Consider the following 15312-nt stretch of genomic DNA (forward strand, 5'->3'; position numbering starts at 1 on the left):
CGAGTAGAGATTAACGAACATCTTCACGGTATATCTTGCTGCCGTCTGGGCGACTGCGTAACAAACTTAATATCCACATATATTGTTCAGTGTGTGGCTCTATCATAGCTTCTAATGCTTTATTCATTAAAATCGCATCTTCTCTATCATCACCAGTGGGGAAGTTTTCTAATTCTGGGAAAATATGTAGCTCGTACTTGCCAGACTTAGCGTTGTAGGCTTGGAACATAGGGATAATATGTGCTTTGGACAGTTTTGCTAATTTGCCCAATCCTTTAATAGTCGCTTTTTCAGTGCCGAAAAAAGGGACGAACTCTGAATGCTTCAACCCCAAATCTTCATCTGGTAGATAATAGCCAACGCAACCTTTTCTCACAGATTGTAAAAACGGCTTCACACCAGCACTTCTTGGATACATTACCGTTTTCGCCCTACCGTATTGAACACGCTGAATATGCATCAACCAGTCCATCAATGGGTTAGCATGAGGTTTCATAATATTTGTAACAGTGTAACCTAAAGAAACCATCATTGGACCTGTGTAATCAACCGTCCAAGAGTGCGGAACGAGAGTAATGACGTTCTCACCCTTGTCTAATAAGGGAAAAAGATGCTCACCTCCAATAATGTCATTGCGGCTTTTTTTGTACTTTTCACTGCGAACAAACAACTCACCGTATGCGAAACAAAACTGAGTGGCGGTTTCCAAACTACGCCGTAATATGATTTCTCGTTCTGCTAATGACTTTTCAGGGAAACAATATTGGAGATTAATACGGGCGCGTTTTAGTGCGCCTGTCTTTTTCTTCATAATAAAAGGAACAAGTTTCTTCGCCAAATTGTCTCTTATACGATAAGGCACATAAGCTAAAGCCAGCACCAAAAGTATTAGCAACCAAGTACCCCAAAATCGCGGGGCTAAAAAAGACCATTTGAAAGTAGGGTTATGTAATTTTTTATCTTTTGAAGTCATCTATTTTGTTTCATTTAATAAGTGAATCTGGGTATCGAGAGTAATCATGGTACCTTATTGAAGCAATCCCAATGAAGTAATAATCTTATATAGCGAGCTTATTTTTAAGATAAACAACTTAGCGATAAGTTGTTCGCCAATCAGATAGAGCACGATCAAAAAAACTTAGGTCATTGGTGCCTTGAACTAATATGGATGCACCATGTAAACAAGCAAGTAGTTGGCTTGCTTTAACTAAGGCCTCATCGTCGGTGACTTGTTCTAAACGCACCAGTACTTGCGTTAACCAATCTAACTTTAATTTATAAAAAATAGCCAGCTCATAGCAGACCGATTCAGGCAAGATCGGCTTATCCGATGTCAACATGGTACATAAACTCATATTGCCTTGAGTCACAACCTTGGCTTTAAATCCATCGATGAAACCATGAAGTAAATGCTTAGCATCCAATTCTTCATTATTTGGATCTGGTAACATCTGAGAAAAATCATAAGTATAACGAGCCATCACTGCCGCGACCAAATCCCCTTTAGTTGGATAGTGATAGTGAACACTCGCACTCTTTATACCGACTGCTTCTGCTATATCTCGAAAGCTAAAAGCTCCATAGCCTCCTTGAATAATAAAATGCTCAGCCACGTCTTGTATCTTAGATTTAGTATCGACTTTTATTTTGCTCATGAAACCCTTTTCTCTCTTCACATATTTCATCTATCTAGTGATAGATATTTTATTGACCTGATACAAATCTACAAGTTATATTCTACCTATCATGTGATAGATAGAATATAATTTCATCACGAAACCTTATTAAAGGAGAGCAAAAATGACATACGATCTTGTGGTATTAGGAAGTGGTCCTGGTGGTTATGCAGCCGCCTTTCGTGCAGCAGATTTAGGCTTAAGTGTTGCCATGATAGAACGCCACAATACTATCGGTGGTGTATGTCTAAATGTTGGCTGCATTCCTTCAAAGGCGCTTTTACATGTTGCCGGAAAAATCATTATGGCGGACGAGCCGGCCCATGGAGTGCAATACGCAAAACCAACAATTGACCTCGATGCTATTCGTCATCATCGCCAATCCACAGTAGATACATTAACCAGCAATCTTGCTCTTATGGCGAAAGGACGCAAAGTCGACATCTTCTATGGTGAGGGGAAATTTGACTCAACAACTTCTATTACTGTAACCACCAACAAAGAAGGTAAAGAGCAAGGTATCTCGTTTAAACATGCCATTATCGGAGTCGGTTCACGTGCGATTCGGTTACCTTTCGTGCCTTATGAAGACTCACGTATTCTCGACGCCACCAGCGCCCTTCAACTTGAACGCATTCCAGAACATATGTTGATTCTTGGTGGCGGCATTATTGGTTTAGAAATGGCGACAGTTTATCAATCATTAGGCGCGAAAATCACGGTTGCAGAATTAGGCGACCAAATCATGACCGGTGCAGATAAAGATCTCGTGCGAGTTTTCGAGCAGGCCAACAAAGATCGCATGACCTTCCTGACTCAAACCCAAGTAACAGATATCAAAGCAACACCAGAAGCATTAAACATAACATTGAAAGACAAAGACGGTGAGCGGAACCTTGCTGTTGATGCTGTACTAGTCGCCGTTGGTCGTTCTCCAAATGGCCGAACTGCAGGTATTTCAGAAATAAGTGTCAATATAGACGACAGAGGCTTTGTGCTAACCGATAATCAAGGCAGAACATCTGTACCCAATATTTTTGCCATTGGTGATGTGACTCATGGCCCTATGTTGGCACATAAAGCGTCGCACCAAGGTCATATAGCCGCCGAAGTGATTGCAGGTCATAAAGTCGATTTCCAGCCGCTTGCGATTCCTTCTATTGCTTACACCTTTCCAGAAGTAGCTTGGGTTGGCTTAACCGAAACCGAAGCGAAGAAACAAAAGCTTTCAGTCAAAACAGCTGTTTTTCCATGGAGTGCAAGTGGTCGAGCGATTGCTTCAGGCGTAACTCAAGGCAAAACCAAACTCATCTACGATGAAGCTACAGAACGCGTATTAGGTGCTGGCGTTGTTGGCTCTCACGCAGGTGAATTACTAGGTGAACTGACTCTCGCTATTGAATTTGGCGCGACATTAGAAGACATCGCATTAACCATTCATGCTCACCCAAGCTTACATGAAACAGTAGGGCTCGCAGCGGAACTGGGCGCTGGAACCATTACGGATTTACCGAATAAGAAAGCAAAGAAAGCTAAATAGACCTGTTTGATATGTGCTGATCTTACTGCTCACCTTAACTCAAAAGTGAGATCAGCTTACATAGACAATATGTTGCTCATCATCGTAGCTGAAATTGAGAATGATCTGAATTTGCCTTTCATCAAAATGCATCCTAGAAACTAAGTTAAAGCTGCCTTTTTCAGCTTTCTTTGCGAGCTCTCTTAATTGCCTTTCTAGCATCGTCCAAGCGACATCGTCTCTTGATTCATCCATCTTGATTGTCGATTGAAACTTCCTGCGCAACCAACCAAAATAAAGCAGCGAATTCCTTTTAATATCAAAATTCTTGCTGCTATCGGTTTCATTATAATCAAGCCCATAAACCGCAAGCTCGCTTAACAAATACGCTTTCCACTGCTGCATAAACTGTTCTAAATACGGCAAGACCTTTCTCCAGACTAGGTTAGATCAGATTAATCCTTTCTATTTTATCGTGATAGTAATATTGGCGACATGAACCAAAGCTTACGAAGAAAAGCATCATGCTATTTCACCACCAGATCCAATTGAAGCCATTGCAGCCTATGTACAAGGCTTACTAGATCACAAATTAAACTCTACACAACTTAATGTTTGAAGCACATCAAACATTAAATTGATCTGTTGTCATTTTTCATGCACTAAACTTTCTCTACTATCCGTTAGTATTAAAGGACAGCCAAATGAAAAAGTCATTTACTGGTTTTCTTCCTTCCTTCAGTCTGGAGTTTTTATGCAAACACTATTGTCTCAACCTAGTTTACTGAAAAACCATTCTTACATTAATGGTGAATGGGTTACTGCTCTATCCGGTAAAACCTTCCCAATTACGAATCCATCCAATGGCGAGCACATTATTGATGTGGCCGATTTGGGTGCTGACGAAACAACACAAGCGGTTGAAGCAGCAGAAAAAGCTCAGAAAGAGTGGCAAGGCCGAACTGCAAAAGAGCGTGCGACTTTACTGCGCCGTTGGAATCAGTTGATTCTGGACAACCAAGACGATTTGGCGAAGCTGATGACATTGGAGCAAGGCAAACCACTTGCAGAGTCGAAAGGCGAAGTGCTTTACGGTGCGTCTTTTATTGATTGGTTCGCTGATGAAGCACGCCGTTTAAATGGTGATGTGATTCCAACATTTGCGAAAGACAAACGTGTTTTAACCATCAAACAAGCCATTGGTGTTGTTGCCGCGATTACGCCTTGGAACTTCCCCATTGCGATGATCACTCGTAAAGCAGGTCCTGCGTTAGCAGCCGGTTGTGCAATTGTGATCAAACCTTCTGACGAAACGCCTTTGTGTGCATTGGCACTGGCAGAACTGGCTCACCAGGCAGGCATTCCAGCCGGTGTATTAAATGTCGTGGTGGGTAAAGACGCCAAAGCCATTGGCGGTGTTTTAACAGGTAACTCAATTGTTCGTAAATTGTCTTTCACGGGCTCAACGCCGGTGGGCAAACTTTTATTGTCTCAGTGTGCGCAAACCGTGAAACGTACGTCGATGGAATTAGGTGGCAATGCCCCTTTCATTGTCTTTGACGATGCAGATCTAGACGCCGCAGTTGAAGGCGCTATTGCTTCTAAATATCGTAATGCAGGCCAAACCTGTGTGTGTGCTAATCGTATATTGGTTCAAGACGGCGTTTATGATGCTTTCGCGACAAAACTGGCTGCTCGTGTAGCGACATTCAAAACAGGTGATGGTTTTGTTGAAGGCGTTAATATTGGTCCACTGATTAACCAAGCCGCGATCAACAAAGTAGAAGAGTTAGTTCAAGGTGCGATTAGCCAAGGTGCTAAAGTCTTGATTGGCGGCTCTGCCGCTAAAGATGTCGGTTCTCAGTTCTTTGAGCCAACTATATTGACCAATATTACTGACGAGATGGCTATTTTCTCTAATGAAATTTTTGGCCCTGTCGCGCCGTTGTTCCGTTTCAAAACAGAAGACGAAGCGGTTGCCATGGCAAACAATACCCCGTTTGGCTTGGCTTCTTATTTCTATTCTCAAAATATCGCTCGAATCTGGCGTGTGTCCGAAGCATTAGAGTACGGCATGGTGGGGATTAACGAAGGCATTATTTCGACTGAAGTCGCACCGTTTGGTGGTGTGAAAGAATCTGGCAGTGGTCGTGAAGGGTCTCAATACGGTATCGATGAATACGTCGAAATCAAATACATGTGCATAGGTGGATTAGTGTAGAACATTCACACAAGACGATCTTACTCAATCCCATTTAGATAATTATGCAAAGCTTTTAAAAGGCTGAATAAAAAGGGTCTCTATTTAAAGTGACCCTTTTTATTACGTTCGCCTAATCCCTTAGATTTAACTGTAATTTTAGCTATAACGTTTCAAGACAATTGCAGCATTCACACCACCAAACCCAAAGCCATTACACAAAACGTATTCAACAATTTTTTCACGTGAAACCAGCGGAACAAGATCTAAATCAGCCATACTTTCTTCTGGTTGCTCCAAATTAATCGTTGGAGGTAGTATGCTTGTTCGTATAGCTTGAGCACTGAAAATCGTCTCGACACCACCAGCTGCACCTAGCAAATGTCCAGTTGCTGATTTTGTCGATGAGATGGCGACTTGTTGGATCTTATCTTCAAATATTTGTCTTAACGCACCTATCTCACCACGGTCACCAACTGGTGTCGACGTCGCGTGTGCATTCACATAGTCAATTTTATCCGCGGTAATATTCGCCATGGTTAATGCTGTTTTTATTGCGCGTGCTGCGCCTTCTCCACTTTCTGGTCCAGAAGTAAGATGATAAGCATCAGCACTGGTACCATAACCAACAATCTCAACTAAGGGTGTCGCTCCTCGACTTAATGCATGTTCCAGAGTTTCTAATACAACTAGTCCTGCGCCTTCTCCCATGACAAACCCTTCTCTGTCTTTATCAAAAGGGCGCGATGCTTTTTCTGGATCCGAATTTCTTGTCGAAAGCGCTTTTAATGCACCAAAGCCAGCAAGCGCTAAAGGATCAACACAGGCTTCCGTTCCGCCAGCTAAGGCAATTTTTGCTTCACCTGTACGTAGCAAACGCATTGCATCACCAATAGCTTGTACACCTGCCGCACAGGCTGTCACTGGCGTACCGATTGGGCCTTTGAAACCATACTTGATAGATACGTTACCTGCAGCAAGATTGGCAAGGAAAGCCGGAACAGTAAAAGGCGACAAACGACGTGCACCTTGATTGCTTAGAACCGATTGCGCATGAGTAATCGTCGGTAGTCCACCGATACCAGTAGCAATAATGGTTGCTGTCGCTTCTTGGTCTGCTGCTGTAGTTGGTTGCCACTTGGCTTGCGTTAATGCCTCTTCTGCAGCGGCCAATGCAAAAAGAGTAAACAGATCTACACGTTTACGCTCTTTTGGTGACAGATAGTCAGATTCATTCAATCCGTTCACCTGTTCCGTATGACTTGGGACCTGTCCCGCAATATGTGTATTCAGTCCTTCCGAAAGAGTGGTTGGTAATGTGCGAATGCCAGACTCACCTCGAATCAATCTTTCCCAAACGGCATCGACACCTAATCCTAATGGTGAAACTAATCCCATTCCGGTAATTACAATTCTTTGTTCTAGTGACATGATAAAAAACCCCTTTTTGGTTGTCGAAACTGCGTTGTCATAATCGCACCCATGATTCTGCTATTTGCAATTCGACTAAAAGAAAGTCCTCATGTTAGAGTGAGTCTTTATATGATCAAGATAATATTTAGGAGACTAAATATGCCTTATACATATACACCAAAGCATAAAGAACAAACCCGTCAGCGAATATTACAAGCCGCCGCGAAACTATTTTGCTCGAACGGTTTTGATCGCGTCACTCTCACACAAATCATGAAAAAGGCGAACATGACTCATGGTGCGTTTTATGCGCATTTTTCGGGGAAGAGCAGCTTGTATGAAGCTGCGATGCAATTCGCTACGTCTCATGGTTTTTGGGCACGAGATGACAAGCAAACAGAAAGTAAAGAAACTCACCTCAGGGCGCTCGTTATTCGCTATTTAAGCTGGAGTAAAAGCGACAAAGAACATCCGTCTCCATTGGAATTTCTTGTCACTGATGCGGCCCATAAAGAAGAAAAAGTTCGTCAGGCTTATCAAGCATGCTTTGACAGTTTAGTCGAACGTCTAACTGAGATTTTGCAAAAACGTGGTGTAAAAGAAGCCAAGGCATTGGCAGAGGAGACAGTTGTATCTTTGGTTGGAACCGTAGCTATTGCACGGTCTTTTGCTCAGCCACTACAAAGAGACTTTTTGAAACGAGCTCAAGAACGCATTGTTTCTCGACTTAATAATGATCAGCAGATAACAAACTGACAGGAACTCTCAATCACAATATCCCTATCTATTTGATTGTTTTGTAAGAAAAAATGATAAAAGCATGTTTCACGTGAAACGATACATACATTTTATATTTTTTTGATTGGTTACAGATAAAAAAGACTAAATCCATTACTTTAATCTTTTTTATACCAGTCAATGACGCTTGGAGCGATCTCTGGTCCAGACACAAAAAAGTGTCCATTAAGGAGAGTTTCACGTTGATTATAGCGAAATGGCTTTCCTGTCGGAGTCACTAGCATTCCTCCAGCGGCTTCGATAATAGCTTGTTGTGCAGCCGTATCCCATTCACTTGTCGGCCCTCGACGTAAGTGTAAGTCAGCAATACCTTCCGCGATACGACACCCCTTTATTGAGCTTCCTTTTGGTAACTCTCGAACTTGTTCGTAAGTTAATTTCAATGTCTCTTTCAAATCTTTTGGTAATGCAGGGCCGTGACTTCGACTAGTCATCACAACAATTGGATCTCGAGGAACGCGCAATTTGATGCTTTCGTATTCGTCACCTTGCCACTTCATAGCCCCAACAGGCAGATCTTTCCATGGTCGTGTAACACCAAAATAACCTTCTGTTGTGGTTGGTAAGTACACCATACCAACGATTGGCTCTCCATTTTCCACAAGTGCAATGTTAATACTGAACTCGCCATTTCGTTTAATAAACTCCTTTGTGCCATCTAATGGATCAACAACCCATAACATTGGCCATTGAGAGCGTTCCTCAAACGCCACAACGCCTTCTTCGGACAAAACTGGAATATCAGGTGTAAGTAACTGCAAGCCTGCTAATATAACGTTATGCGCAGCAAGATCCGCAGCAGTGACAGGACTGTCATCAGATTTTTGTTCGATGCCTAAATCTGAACGTTGATAAATATCCATGATCACATCGGCAGCATCGTGTATTATTTTTTGAAGAGCTTGGAAAATAGGGTGTGTATTAACGTCCTTCATGACAGCCTCAAATATGACAATAAAATAGGGTCAACGTATTTTTGATGAGTAAAACAGACTTATGAGTAAAGCAGAAAAGCAGTCTACACCACAAGCCGTTCGTTTAGATAAGTGGCTTTGGGCAGCACGATTTTACAAAACACGCTCTCTTTGCAAGGATGCAATTGATGGTGGCAAGGTGTCTTACAATGGTAGCAAAGGCAAATCTAGTCGTAATGTGGAAATCGGAGCCTTAATTGGTATAAGAGCAGGTTGGGATGAAAAGGTCGTCCAAATCAAAGCCATCAGTGCTCAACGCCGTGGCGCTCCAGAAGCTCAACTACTATACGAAGAAACGCCAGAGTCTGTCGAAAAACGTGAGCGCCGAGCCCTAGAAAACAAATCTTACGGTGGTCGTATTATGGCAGACCATAAACCAAACAAAAAAGAGCGTCGGGATATTAAACAACTCAAAAAAGACATCTTTAGCGATGTAGATTAGCTACTATTTTATATCCGGTGTTAATTTTAACACCGGATATAAAGGCCTTCACGATTTTCAATACAGTTCGATAATTCCAATTCCATTAACACCTGCATCATAATACCTGCGGTCATTTTTGTATGGCGAATCAACGCGTCAAAATCCATAGCAACAGATTCCCTTTCTAATAATTGAGCGACTGTTTTAGCTTCCTCAGAAACTGAGTAAGGAACTTGATTAATTGAAGACGGATTTAGAGTAGAAGAAGACTTCAAAAGAGGAGAGTCTTCTACGTCTTTTACCACAACCTTTTTCTTCTCTTTTTTAGCACCAGACTTTTGTTTAGATATTTTAACTATGTGAGACAAGGGCGCAGCATTCAGACAAAATGTCATCTACATGACGGACTAAAGTCGCACCTTGTCGAAGTAATTGATGACAACCTTCCGATTGTGAATCAGATATACGACCTGGTAGTGCAAATACTTCTCGATTTTGTTGCACTGCATAACTCGCACTGATCAGAGAACCACTTTTAACAGATGCTTCTGAAACAAGTATTCCCATACTTAAACCACTGATGATTCGATTGCGAGGTGGGAATAGATGAGGCTTAGGACTTGTTGATAGTGGGTATTCACTTATTAAGGCCCCATCTTGTTCTAAAACTTGCTCGAAAAGAGAGCGATTATGATTGGGGTAACGGTGTAATAAGCCAGTTCCCATAACAACAAGAGTTGGTGTCATTTGGCTTTCTAATGCCCCTTGGTGAGCTGCGGTGTCAATTCCCATAGCTCCACCGCTCACGACACAAACACCACGATCTGATAGCTGTTTAGCAAACTGAAAAGTTATATCCCGTCCATAGCGAGTACATTTCCTTGCACCAACTATACCGATTTTAGGAAATATTAGGGCTTCTCTATCACCTTCAAGATATAGAAACGCAGGCGCAACATTGATCTCTTTCAAATCATTTGGATATTCTTCATCTTCTTGAAGCACTAAGTGGTGATGATTTTCTTCCAGCCAAGCTAAAGTGTCATCTCGCTTCATCACTTGCTCGTCTGTCAGTACCGAATTGGATAAGTAATCCATAGCCTGTCGAGCCGTTATTTCAGGCCATTTAAGTGCTCTTAATAATTCATAAGATAAACAACTATCAATATTTTCATTTTCTTGAAAAGGTAACAAAGTCTCTGACTCGTTATTTGATGCATGATTTAAATACGTATAGAGGCGGGAAAGGCGTGCTGGACCAATCCCATCTAAAAAACTAAGACACAACCAATCTGATTTTGTTAAACCAGCTAAGTAAGATTTATCCATAATGAAGCAGCTTCCTTGCAATTCTTCTGACTAACCAAACACAAATAGGCTTTGCCTATTAAGCTATTCAATCATATTGCACAAAAAACCGCCATGAGAGGACTGCTCAATAGGCTGAGTTGCGTTACAATAGTCAGAATGAAAAGAGTAGGAGAGATCGTCTCCACTCATGAACAAAGACACATTGTTGGAAAAGATCATGGCTGTTTTAACTGTACTTGAATACCCGGACAAACGCTTACGTAAGGTCGCGAAGCCAATCACCGAATTTACTGATGCACTACAAACTCAAATCGATGACATGTTAGATACCATGTATGACGAAAATGGATTGGGATTAGCAGCAACTCAAGTAGATTATCATTACCGGCTAGTGGTAATGGATTTTTCTGAAGAACGTAACGAGCCCATTGTTTTCATCAATCCAGAGTTTGAAGTTTTAGACGATGAAGCCAATGAGTTCCAAGAAGGCTGCTTGTCTGTACCTGGTTTTTATGAGCATATATATCGTGCTGCTAAGGTAAGGGTAAGAGCTCTTGATCGCCATGGAAAACCATTCGAATTAGAGGTTGATGAACTGATGGCTGTTTGCGTTCAGCATGAAGTAGATCACCTTGATGGTAAATTGATGGTGGATTACTTATCACCATTAAAGCGTAATCGAATTAAAAGCAAGTTAGAGAAAGCTCATAAGTTGGCGCTCAAACAAGCTTAAAATTTTTTAAATCGCTACTTTATAGATCACTATTTTTAGATTGTTATTATTAAACCAACAATATATGTATTTTAAAATCAGGCCAAGGCCTGATTTTTTGTTAAGGAAACCCTATGCCGACATCACCATCATCACCACTTCGTATCGTTTTTGCGGGGACACCTGAGTTTGCTGCAGCCAGTTTACAGGCTATTCTTGAAAATAAATCGGCTAATAATTATGACATCGTTGGTGTTTATACTCAGCCAGACCGTCCTGCTGGGCGCGGCCAAAAGCTTGTACAAAGCCCGGTAAAGCAACTTGCTATAGCTAACCAAATTCCTGTTTTTCAACCATTAAATTTCAAGCAACAAGAAGACAAAGCACAGCTTGCTGAACTCAATGCAGATCTAATGATTGTGGCAGCGTACGGAATTATTTTACCAAAGGTTGTATTGGACACTCCAAAACTTGGTTGCATTAACGTTCATGCTTCTTTGTTACCACGTTGGCGAGGTGCGGCGCCGATCAACAGGGCGTTAATCGCTGGAGATTTAGAAACAGGCATTACCATCATGCAAATGGATGTGGGCTTAGACACTGGTGATATGTTGTTAAAAAGTCATTGTGACATCACACCTCTAGATACTTTCTCGACACTTCATGATCGCTTGGCTGTCATTGGTGGCGAAGCATTAATCGAGGCATTAGAGTTATTAAAACAAGGAGCACTGATACCAGAACAGCAAGATGAAAGCCAAACTTGTTATGCGGTAAAACTGACTAAGCAAGAAGGAGATATTGATTGGTCAGCCTCTGCGAAATTAATTGAACGACAAATCCGAGGTTTATCACCTTGGCCATCAGCTTTCACAAGAAGCAATCAAGGTATTATGAAAATTCATGCAGCCCAAATCGCAACAGTTAGTGACGATGACACCACACCTGGTGATATTTTAGTTGTCAGTAAGGAAGGTGTTATTGTTGCAACCGGTAATGGCTCCATACTTATTACGGATATTCAATTTGCTGGAGGTAAGCGTATGAAAGTACAGGATGCACTAAATGGTAAACATAAGGAGGCTTTGGAAATCGGTCAGCGTCTTGGCGTTAATGAAAACAAGAATGAGCAAACATCATAATGAAACCATCTGATACAACCTCAATACAGCACAGTGCTCGCCAGGTAGCCATTGAAATCATTACTAACATTCTGCTTCAGCAGGGGTCTTTGAGTACACTACTTGCCCGCCACCAAACTGATGTTACAAGCGAACACATTCCCTTGCTTAAGGAGTTGTGCTTTGGGGTATGTCGTCAATATCCGAAATTAAACAGTGTTGCCTTAAGTCTGTTGTCACACCCTTTCGAAGAAAAAGACACAGACTTGTACGCGACTTTGCTTTTGGGTCTTTACCAGCTGAGTTATATGAACACACCAGATCACGCTGCTGTAAATGAATCTGTTGAAGCCTGTCGATTACTCAAGAAGGATTGGGCAACAAAATTAATGAATGCTGTTTTACGCAGATATCAACGAGAAGGGGATGAGATCATAGCTAATTTAGAATCCATGCCATCAGTTGAATATAATCAACCTAAATGGCTGGTGAAACGCTTCAATAAGCATTGGCCTGATCAACTTGAACAAATTGTAGAAGCCAGCAATACCCATCCTCCTATGTGTATTCGCGTAAATGAAAGTGTAGTTTCACGTGAAACATATCAAACCCAACTGTCAGAATTAGGCATAAAGTCAGTTGTTGGTGAGTTCTCGTCATCCGCTCTGTACCTTAAAAATGCGGTTCGAGTTAGTGAGTTACCAAACTTCGAAGAGGGTCATTCAAGCGTCCAAGATGAAGCTGCTCAGCTAGCGGCCCATATTCTTACACCTAAATCAGGAGAGACAGTTCTTGATGCTTGCGCTGCCCCTGGTGGTAAAACAGGTCACCTTTTAGAAATAGCGAAAGATATTGATCTAACCGCCGTTGAACTAGAGCCTTGGCGTATGGAAAAAATAGAATCCAACCTAGAACGTTTAGGTTATTCAGCCCATCTGATTTGTGCTGACGCAGGCGATTTAGACGCGTGGTGGGGAGGTGAACTGTTCGACAAGATTCTATTAGATGTGCCTTGTTCTGCGACAGGGGTTGTTCGTAGAAATCCAGATATTAAGATCAACCGTAAACCTGCGGATATTAAAGAGCTGGTTGAAATACAGCAGGAAATTATTAATCAGGTTTGGAAAACGCTCAAACCAAATGGCTTTATGCTTTATGCAACCTGCTCTCTGATGCCAGAAGAAAACGAACAGCAAGTGAATCAGTTTTTAGAAAGCCAGCCGGATGCTAAAGAGGTTCCTTTGGATACGCTTAATTCAGACTTGGAATTAGAGTGGGGAATTCCTGTCAGTCATGGTCGCCAGCTTTTCCCAAGCTTAGAAGGTCATGATGGTTTCTACTATTGCTTACTACAAAAAGTAAGCACTTAAAGAAACTATAAATAGATACAGACAAATCACTGAAAAATAAGTCATTATCTAAAAATACCCAGTCAATTGTTTCACATGAAACACAGTTGATTGGGTATTTTTTTGTCTATAACTCATAATCAAAACCTTTACTTAGAAAGTAACAAGAACAAATAGTTAAATGACAATAAATGCTAAGACAGAAAGCCAATACGAAATGAGTAAAAAAATTACGAGTATTTTTCAAGATCAAGTTAAATAATTGCGCTTATGTGGTTACACTTAACTTACTGAATGAAAAGTCTTGTGATGCTCTTTCATTACTCACAATGACCTAGATAAAAAATAAACTAGAACACCAAACGCAGAGCCTAAAAACACATTAGGCTCAAAGGCAGAATATGAAAATCATTATTATAGGTGCGGGCCAAGTTGGTGCCACACTTGCAGAAAACCTAGCAAGTGAAGATAACGACATAACAGTCATCGATAAAGATTTAGACCGCCTTAGAGAGTTGCAAGATAGGCTCGATATCCAAACTGTTCAAGGTAGTGGTTCTCACCCCGATGTCTTAGACCAAGCTGGCTGCAATGATGCCGACATGTTGATTGCAGTAAGTAATCAAGATGAAACAAATATGGTCGCTTGTCAGGTTGCCCATACTTTATTTAAAACGCCTACTAAGATTGGTCGAATCCGTTCTAGTGCATATTCAAAGTACCCTGAATTATTTTGCGATCAAGCAATGCCAATGGACGTACGAATCAGTCCAGAAAAAGAAGTAACAAAACACTTAAGTCGATTGATTCGTTATCCTGGTGCACTACAGGTTATGGAGTTCGCTGAGGGCAAGGTTCAACTGGTTGTCGTTAAAGCTGAAAAGGGTGGTCCATTAATCGATCAGCAAATTAGCTTTTTGAAAGAACACATGCCCTCTATTCAAACTCGTATCGCTGCCATTTATCGAGACGGTAAATCCATTTCCCCTGATGGTAATACTTATATTCGTGCCAACGATGAAGTTTTCTTTCTAACGGCGCAACGAGACGTATTGGATGTAATGAGTGAACTGCGTCCACTGGATACACCTTATCGTCGAATAATTATTGCAGGTGGCGGTAACATTGGTGAACGCCTTGCACAAAGCCTAGAAAAAGAATATCGCGTTAAAATCATTGAACGAGATCCTGAGCGCTGTCGATATTTATCAGAAACATTAGATAACACCATTGTTTTGCATGGAGATGCTTCTAAGCAAGAATTGTTACTTGAAGAAAATATAGAATCGACTGACGTATTCTGTGCACTAACCAACAATGATGAAGCGAATATTATGTCATCTATGTTGGCAAAGGTTTTAGGTGTTAGAACGGTCATGACCATTATCAATAACCCTGCTTATGTGGACATTGTTCAAGAAGGTATGATCGATATTGCCATTTCACCTCAACAAACCACCATTAGCTCACTTCTAAGCTACATTCGTCGCGGTGACGTTGTGAATGTTCACTCCATGCGTAAAGGTGCAGCAGAAGCACTAGAGGCTGTAGCACATGGTGATTACCGCTCTTCTAAAGTGGTTGGTCGAAGTATCGCGAATTTGAACCTACCAGAAGGGGCAACAATTGGTGCGATTGTTCGAGAAGACGATCTTATTATTGCCACCAGCGAATTGGTTATTCAAGCAGAAGATCACGTCATTCTTTTCGTGACAAACAAAAAACAAATACCGGCCGTTGAACAACTATTTCAGGTAGGGCTGACGTTCTTTTAATAAAGCCATGTTTAAACACGCTTTGAAATTTTAACGGACG

The 15312-nt window shown here is 41.4% G+C and carries 15 protein-coding genes; 8 read left to right on the forward strand and 7 right to left on the reverse strand.

The genetic code is table 11. The features are described 5' to 3' along the window. Positions 1-10: 10 nt before the first annotated feature. Together lpxM and AC0L3Y_RS05390 are read right to left on the reverse strand one after the other, a co-directional pair. Complete coding sequence (gene lpxM, locus AC0L3Y_RS05385; RefSeq protein WP_473469657.1) at positions 11-973, reverse strand: lauroyl-Kdo(2)-lipid IV(A) myristoyltransferase; 963 nt, start codon at positions 971-973, stop codon at positions 11-13. A 118-nt stretch (positions 974-1091) separates the two neighbouring features. Continuing rightward, positions 1092-1655 carry a TetR/AcrR family transcriptional regulator gene (locus tag AC0L3Y_RS05390; protein ID WP_473469658.1) on the reverse strand — a complete coding sequence of 188 codons (564 nt, stop codon included), beginning with the start codon at positions 1653-1655 and terminating at the stop codon, positions 1092-1094. Between the two features lie 145 nt (positions 1656-1800). On the opposite strand from AC0L3Y_RS05390, the gene lpdA reads away from it, so the two are divergent. Further along, entirely contained in the window at positions 1801-3216 is a 1416-nt protein-coding gene (lpdA, locus tag AC0L3Y_RS05395) for a dihydrolipoyl dehydrogenase (RefSeq protein WP_473469660.1), read from the forward strand. A gap of 51 nt (positions 3217-3267) precedes the next feature. On the opposite strand, the gene AC0L3Y_RS05400 is transcribed toward lpdA, so the two are convergent. After that, positions 3268-3621: a hypothetical protein gene (locus AC0L3Y_RS05400; RefSeq protein ID WP_473469662.1), complete on the reverse strand. Its 354-nt coding sequence runs from the start codon at positions 3619-3621 to the stop codon at positions 3268-3270. A gap of 328 nt (positions 3622-3949) precedes the next feature. Here AC0L3Y_RS05400 and AC0L3Y_RS05405 point away from each other — a divergent pair, with 328 nt between their 5' ends. After that, positions 3950-5416 carry an NAD-dependent succinate-semialdehyde dehydrogenase gene (locus AC0L3Y_RS05405; protein WP_473469664.1) on the forward strand — a complete coding sequence of 489 codons (1467 nt, stop codon included), beginning with the start codon at positions 3950-3952 and terminating at the stop codon, positions 5414-5416. 138 nt (positions 5417-5554) lie between these two features. Here the strand turns inward: AC0L3Y_RS05405 and fabF are convergent, their stop codons facing one another. After that, on the reverse strand, positions 5555-6826 hold the full coding sequence (fabF, locus tag AC0L3Y_RS05410; protein WP_473469666.1) for a beta-ketoacyl-ACP synthase II: 1272 nt from the start codon (positions 6824-6826) through the stop codon (positions 5555-5557). A gap of 141 nt (positions 6827-6967) precedes the next feature. Here fabF and AC0L3Y_RS05415 point away from each other — a divergent pair, with 141 nt between their 5' ends. Continuing rightward, a complete protein-coding gene (locus AC0L3Y_RS05415; RefSeq protein WP_473469668.1) occupies positions 6968-7564 on the forward strand; it encodes a TetR/AcrR family transcriptional regulator in 597 nt (198 codons plus the stop codon). 140 nt (positions 7565-7704) lie between these two features. Here AC0L3Y_RS05415 and cysQ read toward each other — a convergent pair whose 3' ends face one another. Further along, positions 7705-8541, reverse strand: a complete 837-nt coding sequence (gene cysQ / locus AC0L3Y_RS05420) for a 3'(2'),5'-bisphosphate nucleotidase CysQ (RefSeq protein WP_473469670.1) — start codon at positions 8539-8541, stop codon at positions 7705-7707. 61 nt (positions 8542-8602) lie between these two features. On the opposite strand from cysQ, the gene AC0L3Y_RS05425 reads away from it, so the two are divergent. Further along, a complete protein-coding gene (locus AC0L3Y_RS05425) occupies positions 8603-9022 on the forward strand; it encodes an RNA-binding S4 domain-containing protein (protein WP_473469672.1) in 420 nt (139 codons plus the stop codon). Positions 9023-9048: 26 nt separating this feature from the next. Here the strand turns inward: AC0L3Y_RS05425 and AC0L3Y_RS05430 are convergent, their stop codons facing one another. Both AC0L3Y_RS05430 and dprA read right to left on the reverse strand, forming a co-directional pair. Continuing rightward, positions 9049-9372, reverse strand: a complete 324-nt coding sequence (locus AC0L3Y_RS05430) for a DprA-like winged helix domain-containing protein (protein ID WP_473469674.1) — start codon at positions 9370-9372, stop codon at positions 9049-9051. After that, positions 9356-10333, reverse strand: coding sequence for a DNA-processing protein DprA (dprA, locus tag AC0L3Y_RS05435; RefSeq protein WP_473469676.1), 978 nt, complete (start codon positions 10331-10333; stop codon positions 9356-9358). Before dprA ends, AC0L3Y_RS05430 begins: the two co-directional genes overlap by 17 nt. A 199-nt stretch (positions 10334-10532) precedes the next feature. Between dprA and def the strand changes: the two genes are divergently transcribed. From def to trkA, 4 genes are all read left to right on the forward strand, one after another. Further along, the gene (gene def / locus AC0L3Y_RS05440; RefSeq protein WP_473469678.1) at positions 10533-11048 is read left to right on the forward strand and encodes a peptide deformylase; all 516 of its coding nucleotides are present in this window, start codon (positions 10533-10535) and stop codon (positions 11046-11048) included. A 113-nt stretch (positions 11049-11161) separates the two neighbouring features. Then, complete coding sequence (fmt, locus tag AC0L3Y_RS05445; RefSeq protein WP_473469681.1) at positions 11162-12169, forward strand: methionyl-tRNA formyltransferase; 1008 nt, start codon at positions 11162-11164, stop codon at positions 12167-12169. Beyond that, positions 12169-13518: a 16S rRNA (cytosine(967)-C(5))-methyltransferase RsmB gene (gene rsmB, locus AC0L3Y_RS05450; protein ID WP_473469683.1), complete on the forward strand. Its 1350-nt coding sequence runs from the start codon at positions 12169-12171 to the stop codon at positions 13516-13518. The genes fmt and rsmB overlap by 1 nt, the downstream gene beginning before the upstream one ends. Positions 13519-13898: 380 nt before the next feature. Continuing rightward, positions 13899-15272 carry a Trk system potassium transporter TrkA gene (trkA, locus tag AC0L3Y_RS05455; RefSeq protein ID WP_473469685.1) on the forward strand — a complete coding sequence of 458 codons (1374 nt, stop codon included), beginning with the start codon at positions 13899-13901 and terminating at the stop codon, positions 15270-15272. Positions 15273-15312 lie beyond the last annotated feature (40 nt).

It is taken from the genome of Marinomonas sp. GJ51-14, from assembly GCF_055808695.1.